The following is a 21,972-nucleotide window of genomic DNA, read 5'->3' as shown; positions in this document are numbered from 1 at the left end:
GCGCGGTGGGACACTGCCGCGATGTCGGGATTCACGCGGGACACCAAGCACTACGGCGACAAGCTCATCTACGAGGCGCTGGGCACGAAGTGGCGCCGCTACCACGACACCCATTGCGGGTGCGGGCTGAACTGGGTGACCGAGCCCGCCGGGTTCACCGTCGTCCGTGCGGGCAGCGGCTGGGTGCCCTGGTCGGGCCCGGCCTGACCGAGGACGTGGACGAGTCGGCGCTGACGGCGAACGCGCTCTGGGAGGCGGTCACCGGCAAGCCCGGCGAGGGCTGGGCGGAGACCGTGCACGTGATGGACCGCAGCGAGGCGGCCGAGAAGAAGCGCAAGGCGGACAACGACGCGGCGTACGCCGACCGGCGCGAACGCTCCGCGCAGTCGAAGAAGGACCCGGCCACCCCGGCCCAGCTGAAGTACCTGAACACCCTCCTCGCCAAGGCCGGACGCGAACGGTTCGACACCGCGTTCAACAAGGCGGTCACGCGCACTGGCGTCGCGCCGCGCGGCGCCGAGGAGAAGACGCAGGCGGCGCTGGGGCGGCTGACCAAGGTGGCGGCCCGCAAGCTCATCACCGCACTTGTCGGCCCCTGAGGCTGCCTGATGCGGTGACAGCAGCCGCGTGCTCGTCCTGTGCTTCGTCCGTCTCCGTCTCCGTCTCGGGGTGATGGACGCCGAAGGTGCCCGGGGTGCCATGGGGAACGCCGAGGACGGGGGCGCCCTTCGTACGGTAGGTCGGGTCGTAGATCACGGGCGTTCTTCCAGGTACTGGCGAAGCCACGGCGGCACGCTGTGGTGGGCGACGTCCGCGCTGGCGCTGGCCGCCCTCGACGGGGCGCCGGTCGACCCCACCGCGCTGGCCGCGCATCTCGCGCTGGCCCAGCCTGACTTCCTGGCCCAGCGCAGCCTCCTGCGGTGCGTCAACCGGGTGCCGGGCGGGCACCTGCTGCTGGCCGACCCCTCGGGCACCCGCACGGTGCGGTTCGAGCCGGCCGAGTATGGGCGCGTGGATCTGCCGGTCGCCGCGGCGACGGTACGGGCCGCGCTGGTCGAAGCCGTCGCCACCCGGCTCGACGGCCGCCCGGTCAGCGCAGACCTGGCGGGACTGGACTCCACGACGCTGGCCTGCCTCGCCGCGCAGCGCGGCCCGGTCACCGCGGTGACGTTCGCCGACGAACGCCTGCGCGACGACGACCTCCCGTACGCGACCCGCACTGCCACAGCGGTACCGAATCTCACCCACCACGCGGTCGCGGGCACCGTGAACACGGTCTACTACGACGGCCTGGACGACCTGAGCAGACTGCCGGTGACCGACGCCCCCAACGCGTACGCAGTCACCGCCTCGATCAAGCGGGCCGTGCTGGATACTGTGGCCGCCCACCACCCGGCCCCTGGCCTGCACCTGACCGGTTCGGCCGGGGACGCGGTGCTGTCCGCCCCCTCCTCCTACCTCGCCGACCTGCTGCGCGAGCGGCAGCACCGCCGGGCCTGGGCCCACGCGCTGGGCCATGCCCGGCTGCGGCACACCTCCGCCTGGGCGGTCCTCGGCCGGGCCCCGTACGACCGAATGGTGGCCTGGTGCACCCCGCCGCTGCTGCCCAAGGCGTGGGTGGACCAGGTCGTTGACGGCGGCCTCATCGTCGCTCCGCTGCCGATCGCGGCCGTGCCCAACATGACCGTCGTCGCCAAGATCCGCGTGAGCGCCGGCGAGCCGGTGGTCGAGGAGGTGTTCACCGGCGGGTACATCGAGGCCACCAGCTCGCCGAAGGACAACCTCGACCTGCCCGGCCGGTGGGTCGACTGGGAGAACCGTCTCCCCGCCCCCTCCTGGATCTCCATCGCCTGGCGAGGCGAGGACGATCACCTGCACACCGGTGCCCGCACCGCCCTGGAGCGGCTGCTGAAGGACGCGCACACCGAGCCGTACCAGGGTGCGGAGATCGACCTGCCGTCCTGGCGGACCTTCGCCGCCACCCGCGGCGACCACCGCCTCACCATGGCCGGGCTCAGCCCGGACCTGTGGGCGATCGGCCACACCACCACGACGGCCGCCGTCATCCAGCAGGACGGCACGATCCTCGCCGACGCCCCCGACTCCCCGTCCCTGACCGTCCTGCGCGACTGGCTGAAGCAGTGGGAAGAGGCCCGGCGCCCCGCCCCCGCCACCTACACCCCCGCCCTGACCCGCACCGGAGACGGCTGGGACCTGCGGCTCTCCCGGTAGCCCCGCCGCTCACGATGATGCCCGGAACGCTTCAGCGTTCCGGGCATCATCGTCTGTACGGGCTGCCTCAGGCTCAACCCCGGCCGCGGCTACATACGGGGCAGTTCACCGTGTAGTGCCGCGATGCCCCATTCCACATCAGGGGCGCTCATCTGCTGTCGCCTCGACGCCGAATGAAGTTCTGGGCGCCGAGGCCCCTGATGCATATTCGGTGGCGACCGCCGCCGAACAGTTGCTACGGTCGTCCTCGTAAGCCCCGGACCTTGCCTCTGCTCAGCATGCGAACCGGGGCACAGCTATATCTTCCTGACGGGCCGAAGGCCCCTTCCGTCTGGCCTGGCCGGGCCCGTGAACTCGGAACGCTGCTCAGGAGAACCCGCGAAGCCCGCGGTTGAGGTGCACCCGGCCCGGCGACGCTAGACCGCGGTCTGCTCGGCGACAGGGGAATTGCTCTTGCTCCCTGCCAGCGGTGCTTCGAGTCTGCCTCGCGCAGTACGTTCCTTGTCCACGGCGGTACGCAGATGCCACATCGCGATCACGGGCATCAAGCCCCCGATGCGAGCTGCGGCCGCGACTGCCTCGGCAGCCTCGGCAAGCGACTCACCGGCTCGACAGGCTCGCGCATCCCGTCGATCGGCAAGCAGCTTGTCCGCTGCTTCCTGCAGAAGCTCGGCCAGTTCGCCGGGCCCCGGATCATCGGGGACCTCTTGCCCCCACCAGCCGGCCGCGTTGCCCAACGCCGTGATGGCGTCGTCACGGCTGAGCCGCGCTACCCCGTTGATCTCTACCGTCTCGTCCCTCGTCACATCAGTCATGGTTCATCAGGAAGCCCGTCCAGGGGGTGGAACGGCGCTATTCGTGCTGATCACGGCCTGCAACCGCTGTAGAGGAAGTCTCCGGCCAGCTGAGGCTGCTCGTCCGTCCCGAGCACCGGCCGGGGGGATGATAGGGGCCGGTATGCACGCGAATGACGGAAGGACCGCACTGTGCAGCAAGCTGCGAACGAGGCACTCGCGGAGATCCGTATCCAGACCGCCGGTGAGTTGCTCGCCGACCCTACGAGCAGCCCGACCGCCCAGTCCTGGGCTGAAGCTCTCCGGGAACTGGAGAGGGCCGGGCGCTCGATCGTGCCGCGAACCCTGCCCGCTGGTGGAGCGACGACCGTACTCACCTACCCGATGGCCGGCGCCTTCGGCCCCCTGCTCTATGCTGCCGCCCGCTTCCTGGCAGCCGGAGACCAGGCGAATGCCGAACAGACCGCCCGAGAGGCGCGCACCGTCAAGGTGCTCACCGCAGCGCCCCGCCTACGTCACGACAGGGAAGAGGCGCCGCCCGCGGACAGCCCGCCGGAGCAAGTCCTTCGCCACCGAATCGCTGCCGAAGGCAACGGGTTCCTCGCGTTGACCGTGGCTGAGCTCACCGAGACCGCCGGCACGCGAATCAGGGGCCGCGGGGTGCTTCCCGCTCCCCAGCCCTCCGACCCGACGGCATACGTCGTGATCTGGGATCGCATCTCCGCCCCGGGGCTGGTGATGTCCGGCGTCAACGCGGCGTACAGCCACGCCGAAACGGGCGTCGCACTCCTCCGACAGCACCTCACCACGGCCGCCCAGGCCCTCGTCCCCGGCGAGCCGCGCCACGAGTGGTGAGCTGGTCGGACAGCCTGACGACCACGGCGCGCAGGAGGCCGGATCCCCTCGTTGCAGGGGAAATTGGCATCCCCTTATCTGTGCAAAAACGCCCGTTTTTGCTCCCCCGGGAGCGATACGCTGCTGATGGTGAAGCACCCGAATCAAGGAGGCTGCGGTGAAGGAGTTGGCGATGACGGCTGATGCCGGGAGTGCGCTGGAGACAGCCGGGCGGCTGCGAGCGGTATCCGAGGAGTTGTCGGCCCTCTTCTACGAGCGTGACGATGTCGTGCGGACCCTGGCGGTGACAATGCTGGCCGGCCAGCACGCGTTGGTGCTCGGGCCGCCGGGAACGGCCAAATCGGAGCTGGCCCGGGAACTGACCGGGCGGATCCAGGGTGCGAACCTCTGGGAGATCCTGCTGAGCAAGTTCACAGCTCCGACGAAGATCTTCGGCCCCGTCGATGTGGGCGCGCTCTCACGCGGCGAGTACCGCCAGATTTTCGAGGGGCGCGCGACCACCGCGCACGTGGCGTTCATCGACGAGATCTTCAAGTGCAGCACCGCGGCGCTGAACGAGATGCTGAGCCTGCTGAACGAACGGCTCTACCATCCGGAGAACGGCGGAGCGCCGATCGCGTGCCCGCTGATCAGTGCCATCACCGCGTCCAACGAACTGCCGTCCGGTGAGGACAACGCCGCCATCTACGACCGTCTGCTCGTGCGGATGGAAGTCGGCTACCTGTCCGACCCTTCCAACTTCGCGGGCCTGATGCGTTCGGCGGTCGCGGACCCGGTGCCTGCCGCCCGGACCACCATCGAACTGGCCCAGTTGCAGCACGCCGTGACCACCGCCGTCCCCGAGGTCCATGTCCCGGACCTCATCGTGGACGCCGTCTGCACCCTGCGGGCCGCCCTCCGGCGCAAGGAGCTGATCTCCTCCGACCGTCGCTGGCGCCAGTCCATGCGCCTGCTGCAAGCCTCCGCGTTCCTGGACGGCCGCGACACGGTCGGGGAGAACGACCTGACGGTGTTGACCCACGTGCTGTGGGACTCCCCCGTCCAGCGTCCGATCGTGGAGCGCGAGGTGCTCCAGATGGTCAACCCGGACGCGAAGGAGGCCCTGGACCTGGCCGACGCCATCGAGGAGCTGGAGGCTGAGCTGGACGCGAAGGCCGGCCAGTCTCGCGAAGCACTGTCGGACTGGGCGATCAAGGAGGCGAACGGCAAGCTTGTCCGGACCGGCAAGAAGCTGGGGAAGCTCCGTAGCGACGCCCAAGCCGCCGGCCGTTCCACGACCAGCATCGAGCGCGCCATCGCCCGCCAGCGCGCCGTCCATGCCCGCGTCCTGACCGAGGCACTGGGAGTGGATGCCTCCATGGTCCACTCCCAGATCTGAGGGGCGACCGGCCATGGGCAAGAAGCTGAGCAAGCTCAAGGACCTTGCGGGCCGCGCCGGGAAGTGGCTCGGCCTCGCCAGCACCGTCAGCGAGCCGAAGTCGACGGCCGCGGTCGTCGCGGACCGGTTCGACACGATGGCCTGGCGTGAGACGTACGACCAGGCGCCCGCGCTGCGGGAGCTCGCCGAAGACCTCAACGAGCGGTTTGACCACACCGACGATCTCCTGCGCGATACCTTCCTGGCCGCCTACAAGGTCGACCCCCGCGTCCGCGACAAGGGGGAGATGGACCCGTCCCGCCTGGTCAACCACCAGGTCATTGCATCCATGATGAACAGCCCAGAGTTCGAGGAACTCCACCGCGAGACAGCCGGCGACCCGTACGCCGCGGCCATGGCCGTGCTCGCCCAGGCCGACACCCTTCGCCGGATCCTGGATCAGTCGAAGAACGCCCAGGAGCAGGCTCAGCGCGCGAAGGACGAGCAGGAGGCGGCCGAGCAGGCGGCCCGCGTCGTGGTCGAGGCACTTGGGCATGCCACCGAAAGTGTCAACAAGGACGGCACCGTTCCGGCGGGGGCCGCCGATGCCGTGCAGCAGTCGCTCGCCCAGGCCGAGGCCGCCGAGCTGGCGGCGCAGCAAGCCGCCCAGGCCGCCCACCAGTGCCTCGCCGCCACGGCGCCGTCGACCCGGTCCGCAGCTCGCCGTGCCACCGCGGAGGCCGCCGCGACGGCCCGCGAAGAGGCTGCACTGATGCGCGCGTGGGGTGTGGAGCAGGGGAAGCTGGAGCGGATGTCGTTCGAGCAGCGCTCCGAGCTCGCGAAGCGGCTCTCCGGCGGCCGGCTGGGACGGTTCGCCGAGTTGATCGGCCGGTTCCGGCAGATGGCGTTCGGCGAGCGCTCCCGGAAGGTCGAGAACGCGCCCGGCGAGCTGGTCGGCATCACCCTGGGCGACGACCTCTCCCGCGTCGTCCCCTCCGAGCTGGTCCAGCTCGGCATTCCCGCTATGCGCGCGGTGTTCGCCGCGAGGTACGCCGAGGCACAGCTGATGCTCTACGACAGCCGGGGCGAGCAGATCAGCGGTCAGGGCGCGATCATCGCGTGCGTGGACACCTCGATGTCCATGGGGTTCCCGTACGGCGGCCGGTCGGGCGGCACCACCGCCGAGGCGTGGGCCAAGGCGTGCGCCCTGGCCCTGCTCGACCAGGCCCGGCAAGGGCGGCGCGACTTCATCGGCATCCTCTTCTCCTCGGAGGACGAGGTCAGCGTGCACCGCTTCCCCGCCTCCCAGCCCGCCGACATCAGCGAGGTGGCCGACTTCGCCGAGCGCTTCTTCGGAGGCGGCACCGACTACCAGGCGCCGCTCTCGGCGGCCGTCGAGGTCCTGGAGGCCGAACTCAACGCCGACGGCCGTCAACGCGGCGACATCGTGATGATCACCGACGGCGAGTGCGGCGTCAGCGAGGAGTGGATGCGCAGCTGGAACGAGGCCAAGAAGGCGCTGGACTTCCGCATGTTCGGCGTCGTCATCGGCTCCGGCCCCGCCGTCGGCGCCGGCTCGGTGCTCGACGCGCTCTGCGACAACCTCCGCACCATCGACGACCTCGCCGACCCCCGGACGGTCGCCGACCTGTTCCGGGTGATCTGATCCCGATCCCCTCCCCCACCGGGGAACCCACGATCCATCTACCAAAACGCCCGTTTCCGCACTGGAGTCGATCATGACGGAACAGCCCGAGCCGCAGGAATCCGAACACAGGACCGGAGACGCGATCTTCGACTCCTACACCGCGTCGCTGGGCGACGACACCGCGCTTCTGGGCCACCTGGTGCTCTACAGCGTCTTCGACAGCCTCATTACCCGCGACGACCTCAAGCAGTGGTTCCAGGACCTTGACCTGGACGAGAACCTGCTCCCGCCGCCGCTCCGCCGCGTCGACGCCTTCGAGCGCGTCACCGGCCCCGAAGGCGTCCGTGTCACCTACCCCCTGGACGACCCGAGTGCGACGGGCCCGGCCAGCCGGCGCCGGCGGCGGCGACGCAACGAGCTGGGCCAGTCCGCGACGCTGATGGTGCGCCCGGTACTCCGTGACGGGGGGCAGATCGTGCGCCACGTCGTTCGAGAGGTCCGGGACGAAGCGAAGGCCAAGCTGACCTACAACACCCGACTCGGCGCCTGTACTTTCCACCGCGACAACACCGAGAACAGCGCTGAAGGCGCCGGCACACTCCAGGTAGTGCCCGACAACGCGGCCATCGCCAAGCTCCCCCAGGCCGAGCAGGACAACGTGCGGCAGATGCTCGTGGACATCGAGGCCAGCTACCGCCACCGCTGCACCTACCTGACCGGCGACAAGCTGCGCTCGGTGATCCGCCGGTACGTCGAGCACCTCGACGCCATCCGCGTCCGACCCACCGGCGGCGTGTACTTCGTCCACCGGCAGCATGCGCAGGCCCTCGGCGCGCTTCGCGACCTGGTCAGCCGGTTCGGCGCCGGGAGCCACCTGGTGCGCGTCCCCCTGCCGGACCAGGACGAGATGCGCGAGATGATCATCAACGCGTTCACGACCAAGGCGAAGGACGAGCTCGACAAGCTCGCCACCGACATCGCCACCGCTCAGCGCGCCGGCCAGCCCGACGACGCGCGGAAGCTGTACGCCCGATTCACAGCCCTGCAGAAGTCGACCAACCAGCACTCCGAACTGCTCTCCACCTCGCTGGACGACACCCGCTCCGCCCTTCAACTCGTCAAGCTCCAGCTTGGGGGCCTGCTCGCTGTTTCCTCCGGGGACGAGGGCGGCGCGTAGGCCGCTCTCGCGGTTGGCACTGCCGCGTGCGTGGTGTCCGGCTTTGCCGGGTTGTGTTGTTCGTGCGGTCCTGCGCTGTGCTGGGTCCGTGGGTTTCCTCCACCCTCCCTGCTTTTTGATTCTGGGTGCCGGGCGGCGGAGTGCAAGGTCGTTCGGTCCGTGTCCTCGCCGGCCCGCTCCTGCGTCGCTATACCGGCTGCGGTACTCCCTGCCTCCCCTGCACTCCGCCGCCCGGCACCCGGCATCTCTTTTCGCAGGGAGGGCGGGGGAAATGGTCCGCGGCCATCAGGTCCGTGGATCCTCCGCGCCGTGCCCGACCAACCCACCGACGAAGGAGAAAGACATGCCCGTACAGCCCACGTTGCTCACCGAACACGCCATCGACCCGGGGATGCTGGAGACAGCGATCGCCGACACCGCCGCATTGGTGCACCGTGCCGCCCAGCGCGACGGCATCACCGAGGAGGAGGTTCTCAACGACCTCACGGCGGCGATGCTCGGGGCCGTGTACTTGGGCTACCTCTTGGCGGACCGCGACAAGCTCACCGGAGAGGCGAAGGAGCAGGCAGCCCGCCGTACCGCCACCCACCAGCTCTACGAGGGTGGATGCCCCGGCCTCGCGTACCGCACTGCGTTGAGGCTCTGGGGACGGCCGCGCCGCCGCAACGCGGCCGTCCCCTCGACATGACCGGTCGACGCAGGGTTGACAACCCGAGTCCAGGCGGGTAGATTAGTACATGTCGAAACAGGGAGGGTAAACCCTGGGGCCGGCCACCGCGACCATCCGCGACAAGGAGTCGAAATCGTGAGCGCCTACACCCCCGAAGCCACTACGGCGACCGCCCCGTCCAGCGAGCGGCGCCTGCCCCGCTTCTGGGGGCGTCGCCAGCCGGCCTCCCCGCCGTCCGTGGAACTCAACTGCGCCTGTGGGGTCCGGATCTCCGCCGCCGGGCTGGTCGGCGTCCTGGCCGCCCGGAAGAGCATCTACGACCACGCGTGCCGCCCCGAGCCTGCCGCGCCCATCGAGGCCATCGGGGCCGAGAAGGGCTGACGCTCTTCGTCCGGGGTGGACCGCCCCTGAGGGGTCCACCCCGGACGAAGGGGGGCGGGGGTGGAGTTGACGCCCCGCGCCGGATGAGGTAAATTAGTACATGTCGAGAAAGGGGAGGCAAGCCCCGCTCGGCCACCATGACCACAGCATCACGAGGAGTTCTCATGGCCAAACCGGTTCACCGTCACATCATCGTCGCCCTCGACCGGTCGGGCAGCATGCGCCGCATCAAGGCGGACACCGAAGGCGGCCTCAACGCCTTCCTTGACGCGCAGCGGGACGCGCCCGGAAAGACCACCGTCACCCTCTTCCAGTTCGACGACGCTGTCGAGACCGTCTACCAGGACCGGGTGCTCGCCGACGTCCCTGAGTTCACGCTCCACCCCCGCGGGCGCACCGCACTGCTCGACGCCATCGGGACCGCGATCCGCACCGAGAGCCGCCGCATTGCCGACCTTCCCGCCAGCGACCGCCCGACGGAGGTGACCGCCGTCATCCTGACGGACGGAGCCGAGAACGCCTCAACGCGCATGAAGCAAGAGGTCGTCCGTTACCTGATCGGCGACATGGAGGAGCAGGGGTGGACGTTCGTCTACCTCGGGGCCAACCAGGACGCCTTCCAGGTCGCCGGTGATCTCGGTATCGGGCGCGCTACGACACTCCACTACGACACCGGAGCCACTCAGGCCAGTCTCACCAGCGCGGGCCGGATGGTCTCCCGGGGAACCCGGACCGGAGACTTCGGTTTCACGGACGACGAGCGGGCCGGTGCTGGCGATTCCGCCCACTCCCCCACCTGATCCACCTGTCACCGTCGGAGCGGGGTTGCGCAACCCCGCTCCAGTCTGGTAAATTAGTACATGTCGAAAAAGGGAAGGCAAGCCCCGGATCCGACCACCGCGACCACTCAACGACAAGGACCATCGTGACCTCCCGCCCTGACGGCCTCTGCGTGCACCACATCCACCTCCACGTCGCCGAACGCGTCCCGGTCGTAGAGGTGTCCCCGATCGACCTCATCCTGGCCCTGCTGCTGGACGCCTACGGCCCCGAGGTCGAGCCCGGGCGGGCCAAGGCCCAGCCCAAGCGCGCGACCCAGCCGGACGACAACGGCACCTGGGTCCGGCTCACCGACTCCGATGTCCGAGGCTTCTTCCTCGACCTGGGCTGACCCGCACCGGGGGCGGCCGGTCCGCAACGGGCCGCCCCCGGCCCTGCCCACTCCCCTGCACGAAAGGACGGGCCCATGCCCGGTACCACCGCCACGTTCGACGACGTCCTCAACTACGTCAGCAGCCAGGCCACCACCGGCGACGTCGACCGCTTCGAGGACGCCGCCAAGAAGCGCCGCCGCGCCCTTGATGCCGCACGCGTCAAAGCGATCGAGGTCGACCAGTCCATCCGTCTCGACCGGTTGAAGGACAGCCGCCTCAACGGGATGCGCGGAACGATCCTCAACGTTCAGCGCGTCCCCCGGCAGAACACCCGGGTGGCAGTCCTGTTGGACGAAGCGTCCACGCAGAGGATCCGGAACTTCCGCACCGTTCCGGAGGGAGCCAAGCAGCACACCCTGACCCGTGTCGACGCCACGTGCTGCTTCCCGCTCTGACGTACTCGTTGCCGAACAGCCCCATCCCCGCCCAGAAAGGAACTCTCCTCCCGTGAGCATCACCGCAGACGCCGTAGACGCATTCCTCACCCATCAGGCGGACGAAGCCCAGCTTGATGCCCTCTACGCGGTGACCAAGAAGCGCCGGGACGCACTCGACGTGATACGGATGTCTAGCATCAAGGTCGGTGACCAGGTCGTCACCGCCCACATCAAGCCGAAGTACTACGCGGGACTGCGCGGCACCCTCACCGCGATCACGTCGCCCAGGCGTGGCAGGCAGGGCACGGTCATCCGTCTCGACGAGGCGTCGACAGAACGTCTGCGCAAGCACGAGTGGATCCCGGACGGCGCGACGAACTACGAGGTCGATGTCATCCCGCTCAACGCGGTGTGCCTCGACGAGAACGCGGCCGTCGCGACGAGCCGGTAATTCCAGGCCGACGCTTATGGCGGCCGTGCCCACGGCCGCCATAAGCGCTCCCCGGGGGCGCACCACTCATCCCAGCGACTGAAGCGACCCACACACGGACGTTGCGGACATCCGCGCGGGCGATCTGCGGACCGGCGCCTCCACCATCGAACGGAACCTGTTGCCGGCCGCCGGGTCACGCTCGTTCCCGTTCTTCAGCCACTCCTCACACACTCCAAGGTGATGGCCTGGGTCGCCGTCGACCGCACGATCACCATGCTCGACGAGGCCGGCATCACCGGTGCCGTCGAGCACCTCCGCGGCTTGCGCCGCGAGATCCACCGCGACGTGTGCGAGCACGGCTACGACGCCGCGCGCAACACCTTCACCCAGTACTACGGCTCGACCGAGCTGGACGCCTCGCTGCTGCTCATCCCCCAGGTCGGCTTCCTGCCCGCCGACGACAAGCGCGTCGTCGGCACCATCGAGGCCATCCAGCAAGAGCTGACCGAGGACGGCTTCGTACACCGCTACCCCACCCACGGCGGCGACGTCGGCGTCGACGGCCTGCCCGGCGACGAAGGCGCCTTCCTGGCCTGTTCGTTCTGGCTCGCCGACGACCTGGCGATGATCGGCCGCGTCGAGGAGGCCCGCGAACTGTTCGAACGCCTCCTCACACTGCCCAACGACCTCGGTCTCCTCGCCGAGGAATGGGACCCGCGCCGACGACGCCAGGTCGGCAATTTCCCGCAGGCCTTCTCACACCTCGCCCTGGTCTCCGCCGCGCTCCGACTGGTCTCCGCCGCGTCGACCCGCCAGACGCCGCGACCCCCGACCCCGCCCACCACCTCAACCCGCTGACGGAGAACACGACGACGACGCGACGGCGCAGGCCCCGGCGCCGTCGCGGCACCGCCGTCAACCACCGCGAGAGGACGAGCACGTGACACACATCGACCACGGCCCCACTGCAACCCCGCAACACCCGCACGCGGACTGCCTGTTCTGCGCGCCGGGTTCGGAGCAAAACCACGTTCTCGACATGGGCGACGCGAAGCTTGCCACGTGCTACATCCGAACGGACAACTTCCCGGCGTTCGACCGGCCGGGGGGACACTTCCAGATCGTCCCCTACCGGCACGTGCTCAGGATCCCTGACCTGACCCCTGTGGAAGGGTGGGATCTCTGGCGCGGATTCGTGTGGCTCGCGAACGTGTACTTCCCCAAGGTCTTCAAGTCCTCGCAGTGCAACTCCGGGGCCAACACGGGCCCGGACGCGGGAGCGACGATCGAACACGCCCACCAGCACGTCTGGGTCCGCCTGCCCGGGGACCTACCGGACCCGCGCGGCGGCATCACCCGCGGCCTGCCGGGACGCGACCCCGACATGTGGTCCACCCCACCCGCAGACCCGAGCGCGCCCCGCTGACAGGCGCGGTCCGCTTCGCCCCCGCCGTCCTTCCCACAGCCGTGCGCGCCCGGTCCCGCCCACCCGGGCACATCCCACCGACCCTGTCGGGATCCCCCGAACGTGCGGGCGTGTCCCGAACCGCACTCACCCCCGGAACGGAGACGACATGCTCACGACGCCCGCCCTGTGGTCACATCAGCGTGATGCAGTCGAGGCGATCGACAAGGTCCTGCGTGAACATGACCGCGTCATTCTGCACATGGCGTGTGGGACCGGAAAGACACGGGTGGGCGGCGAGATCGCCCAACGGTTGCGGCACGTCGCAGGGGGCCGAAGCCTCTTGGTCGTCCCGAGCCTGGACCTGATCAGCCAGACTCTCCGCGAATGGGTCGACACCCATGGGCGGAGCGACCTCGGCCGGCTTGTCGCGGTCTGCTCCGAGCCCAAGGTCCTGCTCTCGTTGCATCATGCCGAGATCCCTCGGAGTACGGCCGTCACCGGTGACCCCGCCGACCTCGCCGACCTCGTGAGCGGGACCGGGCGAGTGACCGTCGCGTGCACCTATCAGAGCCTGGACGTCCTGGTCGCCTCCCACGCCCTGCACGGGCTGCCCCGCTGGGATGTCGTCATCATCGACGAGGCGCACCGAACCGTCGGCGAGGTATCCCGGCCGTGGGCCGTCATCCACGACGACCGGCGCATACCCGCCGCCCATCGCGTGAGCATGACCGCCACTCCTCGCATTGCCGTGGGTGAAGGGCGCACGATCGGCATGCAGGACGAAGCCAAGTTCGGTCCTGTCGGCTTCCGTCTGCCGTTCGGAACGGCAATCGAACTCGGTCTCCTCGCCCGCTACCGCATCGTGGTGCCCGTCATCACCGACGAGCAGATATGCCGCAGCGCGGCCGCGGACCGTCCCGAGTTCTTCAACGTGGGGAACAGCGCCGTGTCGGCGAGCATGCTCGCCACGCAGATCGCCGTGCTTCGCGCCGCCCAGCAGTACGACAGCCGCCGCATTGTCACCTTCCACGCGTCGGTGTCCGACGCACGGTGGTTCGCCAGCACGTTGCCGCATGCCCGCAGCGAGCAGGTTCTCGCGGGTGAGGACCCCCCGGAACTGTGGGCCGGTCACGTCCACGGCGAACAGCCCATGACCGAGCGTCGCCGCGTCCTGGCCCAGCTGCGCACCGCCGACGATCGAGTGGTCGTGGTCGCCAACGCCAGGTTGCTGACCGAGGGCGTCAACATCCCGGAAATCGACGCAGTCGCCTTCCTCCATCCACGCAGCCCCATCGACACGATCCAGGCCGTCGGCAGAGCCCTGCGTCGTGGCGACCGAAGCGTGGACAAGACGGCGACGATCATCGTGCCCGTATTGCTGGGCCCCGGAGAGGACCCCGAGGCAGCCCTGTCCGGGTCGGCGTTCGCCACCGTGTTCGCTGTCGTACGGGCCCTGGCCGCGCACGACGACTCACTCGCCCTGTACTTGGACCAGGCGCGGCGCTCACTCGGCTCCTACGTCGAGCCCGACGTTCACCGCGGCCTTCCGGAGTGGCTGACGCTCAACGGCATCGACGTCCCCGCCGGCTTCGCGCACGCGGTCACGGTGCGGGCCATCCGCGAGTCCACCGACGCGTGGACGGAGTTCCTGGCCGCAGCCATCGCGTACCGGACCGAGCACGGGAAGCTCAACGACATGCCGCGCGGGTGGGCCACCCCGCGTGGTCTGCAGTTGTGGCAGTGGCTGGAAAACGTGAAGTCCCGCCACAGGAGGGGGAATCTGAACGCTCAACAGGTTGCCGACATGGAATCCCTGGGGTTCGTCTGGAACTCCAACGACCGCGTTTGGCAGGAATTCATCGCGGACCTCAAGGAATACCTGATCGACCATCAGGGCCTCGACATCCCGGTCGACTACAAGAACCCGGAGGGCCGCAAGCTGGGGCGCCAAGTCAGCACCTACCGCGCCAATTTCGGCAAACTCCCTGTCGAACGCAGGGTGGAGCTGCTTGAGCTCGGCTTCATCCTCGATCCCCTGGACCACCGCTGGCAACGTCGCCTCGACGCGTGGGTCGCGTATCAGCAGGACCACGGCGATCCCGCTGTCCCCTTCGATCACGTCACCGACGACGGGATCGAGCTCGGGAAATGGCGCGCCACCCAGCTCGCGACCTACCGCAAAGGCGAGATGCCGCAGTGGCGCGCCGATCAGATCACGAGACACAAACTCCACCGGGATGCCCGCGAGGTCGAGTACCAGTACTGTCTCGACGCCCTGCGCGCCTACGTCGCCAGGGAGGGCAATCCCCGGGTCCCCAAACACCACATCGAGAACGGGGTCCCTCTCGCGACATGGTTGTCCCATCAGAGGAACCGAATGCGACGAGGTGTCATCAACGCCCAGCGGGCCGCCGAACTGCACGAACTCGGCGTACGCGCGCGGTACCCCGGATGAGGCCGGCCCACCGTGGCCCGGACGGCCCACCGGCGGCCCCATCACCGCTGATGTCACCGCAGTGCGGCGCATCCCGACGGCGCGACACCGCTCGGGTCGCCGACGGGCCCATCCCCTCCGCAGCACAGCGCCACGAACTATCCGTACACCCAACTGCCACCTGTGCCCTTGTACTGGGCGTAGGGGATGGGCTCCTGGCCCTCGCGCATGCGGGCGCGGTACAGCGTGCCGTTGAGGTGGTCGATCTCGTGGGCGACCAGGCGCGCCATCCCGTCGCGGAACTCGGTGACCTGGCGGTGGCCGTCCAGTGCGGTGTGGGCGACTTCGATCGTCCGTGGTCGTGGGACCAGCCCGCGGACGCCAAAGAAGCTGAGGCATCCCTCGTACTGCTCGTCGGTGGCGCGCGAGCTGTCGACGACCTCGGGGTTGAGCAGGACCACGAGGTCGGCGCCGGGGTCCGGTGGGATAACGATGGCGGCGGCGCGGTCGCTGTGGAGATTGTCGATCTGCGGTGCGGCGATGCCCATGCCCTTGCCGAAGACGTGCAGACGGCGGATGCGCGCAGCGGCCTGCTCGAGCTCGGTGATCAGGGCGCGCGCGACGTCGGAGTCGTCGGGCAGGACGAACGGGACGGCTGGTGTACGAAGCCTGGGGTCGCCCTCCTGGACGATGCCGGCTGCGGTCATGACGGCGGCGGGGTCTTGGGGTTCTTCCACGGAGGGATTCTCCCGTCGGGGGGCGGTGAACAGCCATTCCAGGCGGTAGCGGGCGTTGAGCGGCGGGTCGAGGGTGGACCAGGCGAACACGGTGTGCCGGTCCTTCACGGTGACCTGCATCGGGGTGCGCAGGGCGGCGAAGGTCTCGCTCATGGATGTTTCGGTGCCCCATGCCTCGGGGCCGAGGTGGGTGGGGAAGGTGAGGCTGACGGCGAGGCGCCTGGTCGGAGCCGCACGGCGCGCTTGAATCACGGTCCCCATTTGTCGTCGTCGCCGACTTCGTATGTGCAGACGCGGACTGATCGACGCTCTGCCGTGATCTCGTGGCAGCGGTGGGGTACTGCCGCCCGGATGAGTGCGGAGAGCACGTGTTCGAACTCCGAACACGCAGCTGCGGCGCGTATCGAAACACATTCACCGATCACGCGGACGAATCTTCCACACGATCGTGTCGACTCACGCGACCTTCCCTCGGACTGCTCGCGGCTCGGCTAGCATCACTCGGGTTGCGGGCGAGGCCCCGGGGCCTCCTGGCATAAACAAGTGTCGCGGGAGCGGGTGGGCCGATGGGTGATCGAGGTGTGGGAGCGACGGCAATGACTGATGCGTCCGATGGTGCGGTCGCGCTGACTGGGGGGCGCATGGCGCCGGAAGTCCTGCGGCGCAGTGACAAGGTCCTCAAACCTGCGTCGGATTCCTCGGAATTCATGGCCTCCCTTCTGGGTGTCCTGGAGCAGCGGGGCTTCGAGGGCTCTCCGAGATACCTGGGGCAGGTCGACGGGAAGGACATCCTGACGTACATCGCCGGGGACGTTCCGTCGCGATTTCGCCCGTGGTCCGACGACCAGGTCAGCGCGGCGGCCCGCCTGCTGCGCGACATGCACGACGCGACCCGGGGCAGCGATCCCGCCGGTCGGTTCGACGTGGTCTGCCACCACGACCCGGGGCCGAACAACTTCGTCTTCCGCGATGACGTCCCGGTGGCGATCATCGACTTCGCGGAAGCCGCCCCGGGGAGCCGGCTTGAGGATGTCGGCTATCTGAGCTGGACGTGGTCGATTTCGTCCAAGCAGGTCATGCCGCTGGAGCAGCAGGCGGAGCAGGTCAGGCTGATCGCGGACGCCTACGGCCTGGAGGACGCGGAGCGTCACGCCGTTGTCGACTGCGTGCTCGAACGTCAGTCGCGGAATGTGCGGTTTTGGGCGGAATTCCTGGCGAAGCCGGAGACGGCGCCTGCGGCTCCGGACGTCTTGGCGGACCGGATTGCCTGGAGCAGGCGCGAGTTCGCCTTCGTCCACACCAACCGTGGGGTCTTCGACCGCGCGCTGTCCTGACTACTCCGCGGCCCGGTCGTCGGCGGTGTCGGCGCCGGGGCGGTGGGGCGCGGGGGGAAGCCCGAACATGGCCCCGTTGCCGCGGGCGAGCCGGGCGATGTCGGAGGGGCATCCTTCACGGGCCGCGTACGGGGCCACGGGGCGGTCGAGTGGCGGGTTGGCCAGGAAGAGCACGCTCAGGCGGCTCGGGAGCCTGTGGTTGCGGACGTGGTGGTACAGCGGGGGGATGTCCCCGCCGGTCATCGCGGTGAGCAGGCTGCCCGGCATGACCAGGAGGCGGCCGTCGTGGCCGGGCACGGGCTCCATCCCCGCCTCGGTTTCGATCTCGAGGCCGGGGCCGTCGGCGACGGCCAGGGTGAGGAGATGCCCGTCCTCGTGGCGGTCCTGGAGCAGGTCCCGGTCGCTGGGGCGGTACCAGTTGACCTCCAGGTAGGAGTAGTCCCGGAACGGCAGGGGCTCCCCCGGGCGGCCGTAGTGGGCGGCGATCCCGGCGAGGGTGTCCGCGGTGATGCGGGCGGCGACCGTCCAGTAGGCGCCGAGGGCCTCCAGGAACGGCACGATGGTGCGCGCGTCGTGGAGCGGGACTGCGGCGGGGCGGTCGGCCCAGTAGGTGAAGCTCTCGTTCATGTCGGGGCGGTCGGGGCTGACGGAGTACTGGCGGCCCCAGGGGCGGAAGCCGTAGTTGAAGTCGGCGCTGCCGTGGGCGCGTTTGACGGCTTCGTCCCGGTCGAAGAATTCCGTGGCGGCTGTGCGCAGCGCGGCGAGGGTGCGGCGTTCGTCGGCGTCGAGGTCGACGGTCGCGCGGGCATGTGCGAGGAGGTCGGCGGTGATGGCGTGTCCGGGCATGGGGGACTCCTTGGTGCGGCGGGGCCGGGGGTCGGTCACAGGAAGTAGAGGCGGCCGAGGGCGGTGTGTTCGGCGGGCGGGGAGCTGATGGGGGTGTCGTCGAGGGTGACGCTGCCGGTGCGGGGGTCCACGCGTACGGTCGCGGTGCGGTTGTTGAGGTGCATCGTGGCAAGGCCGATGTCGCGGGTGTCGCGGACGGGGACGCGGCGCCGGCGGGTGGGCAGCCGGTCGGCGCCGTCGTCGTGTGCGGCCCGGCTGACGAAGGCGACGGACAGGTCGGCCGCTGTTTCGCCGTGGGCGCCGAACTGTCGTCCCAGGGTGAGGGGTTGGCAGGATTCGGTGGAGGCGTTGGGGTCTCCGGTGACGCCGTAGGCGGGGTACCCGGCCTTGAGGACGAGGTGGGGTTTGGCGCCGAAGTAGCGGGGGTCCCACAGGACGATGTCGGCGAGGCGGCCGGGGGTGAGTGCGCCGATCTCGTGGGCCATGCCGTGGGCGAGGGCCGGGTTGATGGTGAGTTTGGCGATGTAGCGCAGGATGCGTTCGTTGTCGTCGGAGCCCTCCGGGTCGGGGTCGAGGGCCTTCATCTTGGCGGCGACGGCGAAGGTGCGGCGCACGGTCTCGCCGATGCGGCCCATGGCCTGGGAGTCGGACGAGGTGATGGGGATGACGCCGAGGTCGTGGAGGACGTCTTCGGCGCCGAGGGTTCCGGTGCGGATGCGGTCGGCGGCCAGGCGCATGGCGTCGGGGTTGCCGGGGTCGAGGCGGTGGACGGTGGCGATCATGTGGAGGTGTTCGGCGGCAGTGTCGCGGGTGTAGGGCAGGCCGGGGTTGGTGGAGGATCCGATGATGTTGGGGACTCCGGCCAGTTGCAGCACGTCGGGTGCGTGGCCGCCGCCGCAGCCTTCGACGTGGAAGGCGTGCAGGGTGCGTCCGGCGATGACGGCGAGCGTGTCGTCGACGTAGAGGGCTTCGTTGAGGGTGTCGCTGTGGAGGGCGACCTGGACGTCGTGTTCGTCGGCGACGGTCAGGGCCGTGTCCAGGGCGCGGGCGTGGGCACCCATGTCCTCGTGGACCTTGAACCCGGAGGCGCCGCCTTCGACCAGGGCCCGGACCAGGCCTGCGGGGTGGGAGCTGGATCCGCGGGCGAGGAGGGCGATGTTCACCGGCCACGCGTCGAACGCGCGCATGGCGTGGCGCAGTTCGGCCGGGGTGGTGACTCCGCAGCCCCAGGTGGGGCCGAAGTTCTGGGAGACGATCGTGGTGACCCCGGCGGCGAGGGCGGCGTCGAGGATGCGCGGGGAGACGAGGTGGACATGGGTGTCGACGATGCCGGGGGTGGCGATGAGGCCTTCGCCGGCGATGACGGTGGTGCCGGTGCCCACGACGACGTCGACTCCGTCGAGGGTGTCCGGGTTCCCGGCGCGGCCGAGCGCGTGGACGCGGCCGTCCTTGATGCCGATGGACACTTTCCGGATCCCTGCGATCGGGTCGATCAGGACCACGTTGGACACGACGAGGTCGCAGGTGTCGGCGGTGGGTTCGGCCTTCATGTGCATGCCGTCGCGGGCGGTCTTGGCATAGCCGGTCACGAATTCGTCGCCGCGCAGTTGCGCGTCGTCGACGACGCGGAGCACCAGGCCGGTGTCGGCGAGGCGGACGCGGTCGCCGGTGGTGGGCCCGTGCAGCTGGGCGGGGTTCGGGGTGCTCATGTGCGGTGGCCTTCCTGGGCGGTGGGGGGACCGGTGTCGAGGTAGCCGTCCGCGTGGGCGCGCTCCAGGGCCCGCTCGCGTGCGCCGGGGGCGTCCAGGGGGCCGTCGACCAGGCCGGCGAAGCCGATGACGACGCGGTCGCCGCCCATGGGTGTCAGCGTGAGGGTGCGCGTGGTGCCGGGGTCGAAGACGACGACCGCGCCGACGGGCAGGGCCGGTCGTCTGCCGTAGGCCGCAGATCGGTCGAAGGCGAGCGCGCGGTTGGTTTCGAAGAAGTGGAAGTGGCTGCTCACACTGATCGCGACGTCGCCGGTGTTGGTGACCGTCACCTCGGTCGGGTCGGCGGGGGCGGGTTCCGCGGCGGGGGCGCACAGGACGGCGCCGGGTGCGGCCCCCGGGTCGCCGGTGTGCGGAACGGGGTCGGTGATCACGACGAGTTTGGTGCCGTCGTCGAAGGTGGCCTCGACCTGGATTTCGGTCAGGATGTGCGGGACGCCGGGCAGGACGTCGTCGGCGGTGAGGACCGTGCGGGCGGCGGTGACCGCCTCTTCCAGGCGGGCGCCGTCGCGGGCGGCTTCGCACGCGGCGTGGGCGATGAGCGCGGTGGCTTCGGGGACGTTGAGCAGCACGCCCCGGTCGCGGCGCTCGCGGGCCAGCAACGTCGCCGTGTACAGCAGGAGCCGGTCGCTCTCGGCGGGGGTCAGAAGCACGGGGATCCTCCTCGTGGCGTGGGTTCGGTATTCGGGTCGGGGCTATTCGCCGATGACGACGCCGCAGGTCTTGGCGTGGGCGCGGATCGTGGCGCGGGCCCGGGCGAGGTCTTCGAAGGACACCTCGGGCATCAGGGCGGTGGCGTAGTCGCGCATCGCGTCCTCGGGAGGGACGACGGCCTGCCCGGCCCACCGCGCGGCGACCTTCGCCAGGACGGGTTCGTCGGCGATGCGCAGGCCCAGGCGGGACGCGGCGGCGCGGGCGGCGCCGGGGTCGGTGAGGTAGGTGTAGTCGCGGGCGCCGGGTTGCGGGGACAGCACTTCGACGTCGACCGCGGAGAAGACCCCGCCGGCGGCGCCTTCGGTGATCAGCGCGCGGATCCGCTGGATGTTCTCCTCCAGGAGGACGCGGGTCATGCCGATGTGGCCGACGACGAATCCGGCGCGGATGAGCAGGCCGTGGTCGCGGGTGACGGTGATGGCGGTCGAGTTGAGTTCGTACAGCTTCTCGGCCTCGGCGAGGACGTCGCGTCGGCGTCCGCCGACGGGTTTGTTCATCGCGGCCAGCGACAGGGGTGTGCCGGCGTCCATCCCGATCATGATCTGACGCACCCCGAGGCCGGTGAGGAGGGCGGTGCGTCGGGGGTCGGCGATGCCGTCGGCGCGTCCGTAGCCGACCAGGACGGGCCGGTCCCTGTCCGTGAGGGCGGTCCACCATGCGGGTCGGGTGTCGCTCATGGCGGTGAGGAGCCTGGCGAACGTCAGGGGCAGTTCGTCGGCGGTCAGGTACAGGTAGTCGTGGCCGACGGCGACGGCGGCCTTCAGGACGTCCCAGGCCTGGGTGGCGTCGAGTTGGTTGCGCCACAGCGTCCCGGGGTGGATCGAGCAGAAGCTGCACGCGTCGTCGCCGGCGAACTTCACGCAGCCGCGCCCGATCTCGACGGGGACGCCGGCGGTGACGGTGCGGCCGAGGAGTTCGTGCAGGCGGGGCGCGATCCGGTTCAGGAAGTGCCGGGAATACAGGGGGGTTTGGGGGAAGGCGCGGTCCACGAGGGTGTAGTCGAATGCGGTGAACACCGGTTCGGCTCCGGGCGGGGTGAGGCGGGGGCCGTCGGCGGCGCGGTGGACGAGGCCGGGGAACGCGCCGGGGTCCAGGGGCGCGTCGGCGCGCAGGGCGGCGATCAGGCGGGTGAACGGGCCGATGATCTCGTTGCCGACGAATCCGTAGTCCAGGCTGGGGGCCGCGGCCATGCATTCGGGCCACAGGGCGGAGAAGTGGTCGTTGCCCGCGATGGTGGTGATCCGAGGGTCGGTGTCCTTGGCGTGGCGGGCGATCAGGACGCCGGCTTCGAAGTTCGCGGTGAGCATGCTCAGGCAGACGGCGAGGATGTCCTGGGCGTGGTCGGTGATGTGGGTCAGGACGTCGTCGAGGTCGATGACGGTGCCGTCGATGTACAGCGGTGTGATCTGCGGGTTCGGCTCGAGTGCGGACGTGAGGGAGAGGGCGCCCAGGCACAGGAAGTCGGACCAGTCGCTGTGCTCCTCGGGGCGGGTCACGGTCAAGAGTCGTCCGTCGATGACGGTGTTGGAGTTCGGCGGGACGATGACGAGGACCTGGTCGCGGGGCATGACGGCTCGCTTTCGGCTCGGGGCCAA

The 21,972-nt window shown here is 69.8% G+C and carries 22 protein-coding genes and 1 pseudogene; 17 read left to right on the top strand and 6 right to left on the bottom strand.

Annotated elements, in window-relative coordinates; translation table 11 throughout:
• The first annotated feature begins 21 nt into the window (after window positions 1–21).
• The 3 genes from AC0Z36_RS19535 to AC0Z36_RS19525 all read left to right on the top strand — a co-directional run bounded on the left by AC0Z36_RS19535 (window position 22) and on the right by AC0Z36_RS19525 (window position 2,232).
• Window positions 22–207 carry a hypothetical protein gene (locus AC0Z36_RS19535; protein ID WP_485464238.1) on the top strand — a complete coding sequence of 62 codons (186 nt, stop codon included), beginning with the start codon at window positions 22–24 and terminating at the stop codon, window positions 205–207.
• A gap of 8 nt (window positions 208–215) precedes the next feature.
• A complete protein-coding gene (locus tag AC0Z36_RS19530; RefSeq protein WP_485464237.1) occupies window positions 216–599 on the top strand; it encodes a hypothetical protein in 384 nt (127 codons plus the stop codon).
• A 100-nt stretch (window positions 600–699) separates the two neighbouring features.
• Window positions 700–2,232, top strand: coding sequence for an asparagine synthase-related protein (locus AC0Z36_RS19525; RefSeq protein ID WP_485464236.1), 1,533 nt, complete (start codon window positions 700–702; stop codon window positions 2,230–2,232).
• A 416-nt stretch (window positions 2,233–2,648) separates the two neighbouring features.
• On the opposite strand, the gene AC0Z36_RS19520 is transcribed toward AC0Z36_RS19525, so the two are convergent.
• Window positions 2,649–3,038 carry a hypothetical protein gene (locus AC0Z36_RS19520; protein ID WP_485464235.1) on the bottom strand — a complete coding sequence of 130 codons (390 nt, stop codon included), beginning with the start codon at window positions 3,036–3,038 and terminating at the stop codon, window positions 2,649–2,651.
• Between the two features lie 180 nt (window positions 3,039–3,218).
• On the opposite strand from AC0Z36_RS19520, the gene AC0Z36_RS19515 reads away from it, so the two are divergent.
• From AC0Z36_RS19515 to AC0Z36_RS19455, 13 genes and pseudogenes are all read left to right on the top strand, one after another.
• Window positions 3,219–3,881 carry a hypothetical protein gene (locus tag AC0Z36_RS19515; protein WP_485464234.1) on the top strand — a complete coding sequence of 221 codons (663 nt, stop codon included), beginning with the start codon at window positions 3,219–3,221 and terminating at the stop codon, window positions 3,879–3,881.
• Window positions 3,882–4,053: 172 nt separating this feature from the next.
• Window positions 4,054–5,259: an AAA family ATPase gene (locus AC0Z36_RS19510; RefSeq protein ID WP_485464233.1), complete on the top strand. Its 1,206-nt coding sequence runs from the start codon at window positions 4,054–4,056 to the stop codon at window positions 5,257–5,259.
• A gap of 13 nt (window positions 5,260–5,272) precedes the next feature.
• Complete coding sequence (locus AC0Z36_RS19505) at window positions 5,273–6,904, top strand: VWA domain-containing protein (RefSeq protein WP_485464232.1); 1,632 nt, start codon at window positions 5,273–5,275, stop codon at window positions 6,902–6,904.
• A 73-nt stretch (window positions 6,905–6,977) separates the two neighbouring features.
• Complete coding sequence (locus tag AC0Z36_RS19500) at window positions 6,978–8,063, top strand: DUF6744 family protein (RefSeq protein ID WP_485464231.1); 1,086 nt, start codon at window positions 6,978–6,980, stop codon at window positions 8,061–8,063.
• Window positions 8,064–8,406: 343 nt separating this feature from the next.
• Window positions 8,407–8,751, top strand: a complete 345-nt coding sequence (locus AC0Z36_RS19495; RefSeq protein WP_485464230.1) for a hypothetical protein — start codon at window positions 8,407–8,409, stop codon at window positions 8,749–8,751.
• A gap of 117 nt (window positions 8,752–8,868) precedes the next feature.
• Window positions 8,869–9,114: a hypothetical protein gene (locus tag AC0Z36_RS19490; RefSeq protein WP_485464229.1), complete on the top strand. Its 246-nt coding sequence runs from the start codon at window positions 8,869–8,871 to the stop codon at window positions 9,112–9,114.
• A 164-nt stretch (window positions 9,115–9,278) separates the two neighbouring features.
• Entirely contained in the window at window positions 9,279–9,914 is a 636-nt protein-coding gene (locus AC0Z36_RS19485) for a VWA domain-containing protein (RefSeq protein ID WP_485464228.1), read from the top strand.
• Between the two features lie 125 nt (window positions 9,915–10,039).
• Window positions 10,040–10,285: a hypothetical protein gene (locus AC0Z36_RS19480; protein ID WP_485464227.1), complete on the top strand. Its 246-nt coding sequence runs from the start codon at window positions 10,040–10,042 to the stop codon at window positions 10,283–10,285.
• Between the two features lie 75 nt (window positions 10,286–10,360).
• Window positions 10,361–10,723 carry a hypothetical protein gene (locus tag AC0Z36_RS19475; RefSeq protein WP_485464226.1) on the top strand — a complete coding sequence of 121 codons (363 nt, stop codon included), beginning with the start codon at window positions 10,361–10,363 and terminating at the stop codon, window positions 10,721–10,723.
• A 52-nt stretch (window positions 10,724–10,775) separates the two neighbouring features.
• Window positions 10,776–11,156, top strand: coding sequence for a hypothetical protein (locus tag AC0Z36_RS19470; protein ID WP_485464225.1), 381 nt, complete (start codon window positions 10,776–10,778; stop codon window positions 11,154–11,156).
• Between the two features lie 210 nt (window positions 11,157–11,366).
• Window positions 11,367–11,996, top strand: a pseudogene (locus AC0Z36_RS19465) (glycoside hydrolase family 15 protein); the annotation flags it as partial.
• Between the two features lie 82 nt (window positions 11,997–12,078).
• The gene (locus AC0Z36_RS19460; protein ID WP_485464224.1) at window positions 12,079–12,564 is read left to right on the top strand and encodes an HIT domain-containing protein; all 486 of its coding nucleotides are present in this window, start codon (window positions 12,079–12,081) and stop codon (window positions 12,562–12,564) included.
• 148 nt (window positions 12,565–12,712) lie between these two features.
• Entirely contained in the window at window positions 12,713–15,001 is a 2,289-nt protein-coding gene (locus AC0Z36_RS19455; RefSeq protein WP_485464223.1) for a helicase associated domain-containing protein, read from the top strand.
• Between the two features lie 137 nt (window positions 15,002–15,138).
• On the opposite strand, the gene AC0Z36_RS19450 is transcribed toward AC0Z36_RS19455, so the two are convergent.
• Window positions 15,139–15,870, bottom strand: a complete 732-nt coding sequence (locus tag AC0Z36_RS19450) for a peptide deformylase (protein WP_485464222.1) — start codon at window positions 15,868–15,870, stop codon at window positions 15,139–15,141.
• 443 nt (window positions 15,871–16,313) lie between these two features.
• Between AC0Z36_RS19450 and AC0Z36_RS19445 the strand changes: the two genes are divergently transcribed.
• Window positions 16,314–17,051, top strand: coding sequence for a phosphotransferase family protein (locus tag AC0Z36_RS19445; protein WP_485464221.1), 738 nt, complete (start codon window positions 16,314–16,316; stop codon window positions 17,049–17,051).
• Here AC0Z36_RS19445 and AC0Z36_RS19440 read toward each other — a convergent pair whose 3' ends face one another.
• Genes AC0Z36_RS19440 through AC0Z36_RS19425 form a run of 4 tightly spaced genes read right to left on the bottom strand, consistent with a single transcriptional unit; the run spans window position 17,052 to window position 21,945 of the window.
• On the bottom strand, window positions 17,052–17,897 hold the full coding sequence (locus tag AC0Z36_RS19440; protein ID WP_485464220.1) for an isopenicillin N synthase family oxygenase: 846 nt from the start codon (window positions 17,895–17,897) through the stop codon (window positions 17,052–17,054).
• 35 nt (window positions 17,898–17,932) lie between these two features.
• Entirely contained in the window at window positions 17,933–19,606 is a 1,674-nt protein-coding gene (locus AC0Z36_RS19435; protein WP_485464219.1) for an urease subunit alpha, read from the bottom strand.
• The gene (gene ureA, locus AC0Z36_RS19430) at window positions 19,603–20,316 is read right to left on the bottom strand and encodes an urease subunit gamma (RefSeq protein WP_485464218.1); all 714 of its coding nucleotides are present in this window, start codon (window positions 20,314–20,316) and stop codon (window positions 19,603–19,605) included. The genes AC0Z36_RS19435 and ureA overlap by 4 nt, the downstream gene beginning before the upstream one ends.
• A gap of 42 nt (window positions 20,317–20,358) precedes the next feature.
• Window positions 20,359–21,945 carry a radical SAM protein gene (locus AC0Z36_RS19425; protein WP_485464217.1) on the bottom strand — a complete coding sequence of 529 codons (1,587 nt, stop codon included), beginning with the start codon at window positions 21,943–21,945 and terminating at the stop codon, window positions 20,359–20,361.
• Window positions 21,946–21,972 lie beyond the last annotated feature (27 nt).

It is taken from the genome of Kitasatospora sp. UYEF31 (assembly GCF_057291755.1).
The sequence above is the reverse complement of the archived record's forward strand: the minus strand, read 5'-3'. Positions and strand labels throughout refer to the sequence as shown.

Coding starts and splice junctions, on each gene's coding strand:
- AC0Z36_RS19535 (WP_485464238.1), top strand. CDS start 22: ATGTCGGGATTCACGCGGGACACCAAGCACTACGGCGACAAGCTCATC.
- AC0Z36_RS19525 (WP_485464236.1), top strand. CDS start 700: ATGGGGAACGCCGAGGACGGGGGCGCCCTTCGTACGGTAGGTCGGGTC.
- AC0Z36_RS19510 (WP_485464233.1), top strand. CDS start 4,054: ATGACGGCTGATGCCGGGAGTGCGCTGGAGACAGCCGGGCGGCTGCGA.
- AC0Z36_RS19505 (WP_485464232.1), top strand. CDS start 5,273: ATGGGCAAGAAGCTGAGCAAGCTCAAGGACCTTGCGGGCCGCGCCGGG.
- AC0Z36_RS19500 (WP_485464231.1), top strand. CDS start 6,978: ATGACGGAACAGCCCGAGCCGCAGGAATCCGAACACAGGACCGGAGAC.
- AC0Z36_RS19495 (WP_485464230.1), top strand. CDS start 8,407: ATGCCCGTACAGCCCACGTTGCTCACCGAACACGCCATCGACCCGGGG.
- AC0Z36_RS19485 (WP_485464228.1), top strand. CDS start 9,279: ATGGCCAAACCGGTTCACCGTCACATCATCGTCGCCCTCGACCGGTCG.
- AC0Z36_RS19475 (WP_485464226.1), top strand. CDS start 10,361: ATGCCCGGTACCACCGCCACGTTCGACGACGTCCTCAACTACGTCAGC.
- AC0Z36_RS19455 (WP_485464223.1), top strand. CDS start 12,713: ATGCTCACGACGCCCGCCCTGTGGTCACATCAGCGTGATGCAGTCGAG.
- AC0Z36_RS19450 (WP_485464222.1), bottom strand. CDS start 15,870: ATGAGCGAGACCTTCGCCGCCCTGCGCACCCCGATGCAGGTCACCGTG.
- AC0Z36_RS19445 (WP_485464221.1), top strand. CDS start 16,314: ATGACTGATGCGTCCGATGGTGCGGTCGCGCTGACTGGGGGGCGCATG.
- AC0Z36_RS19440 (WP_485464220.1), bottom strand. CDS start 17,897: ATGCCCGGACACGCCATCACCGCCGACCTCCTCGCACATGCCCGCGCG.
- AC0Z36_RS19435 (WP_485464219.1), bottom strand. CDS start 19,606: ATGAGCACCCCGAACCCCGCCCAGCTGCACGGGCCCACCACCGGCGAC.
- AC0Z36_RS19425 (WP_485464217.1), bottom strand. CDS start 21,945: ATGCCCCGCGACCAGGTCCTCGTCATCGTCCCGCCGAACTCCAACACC.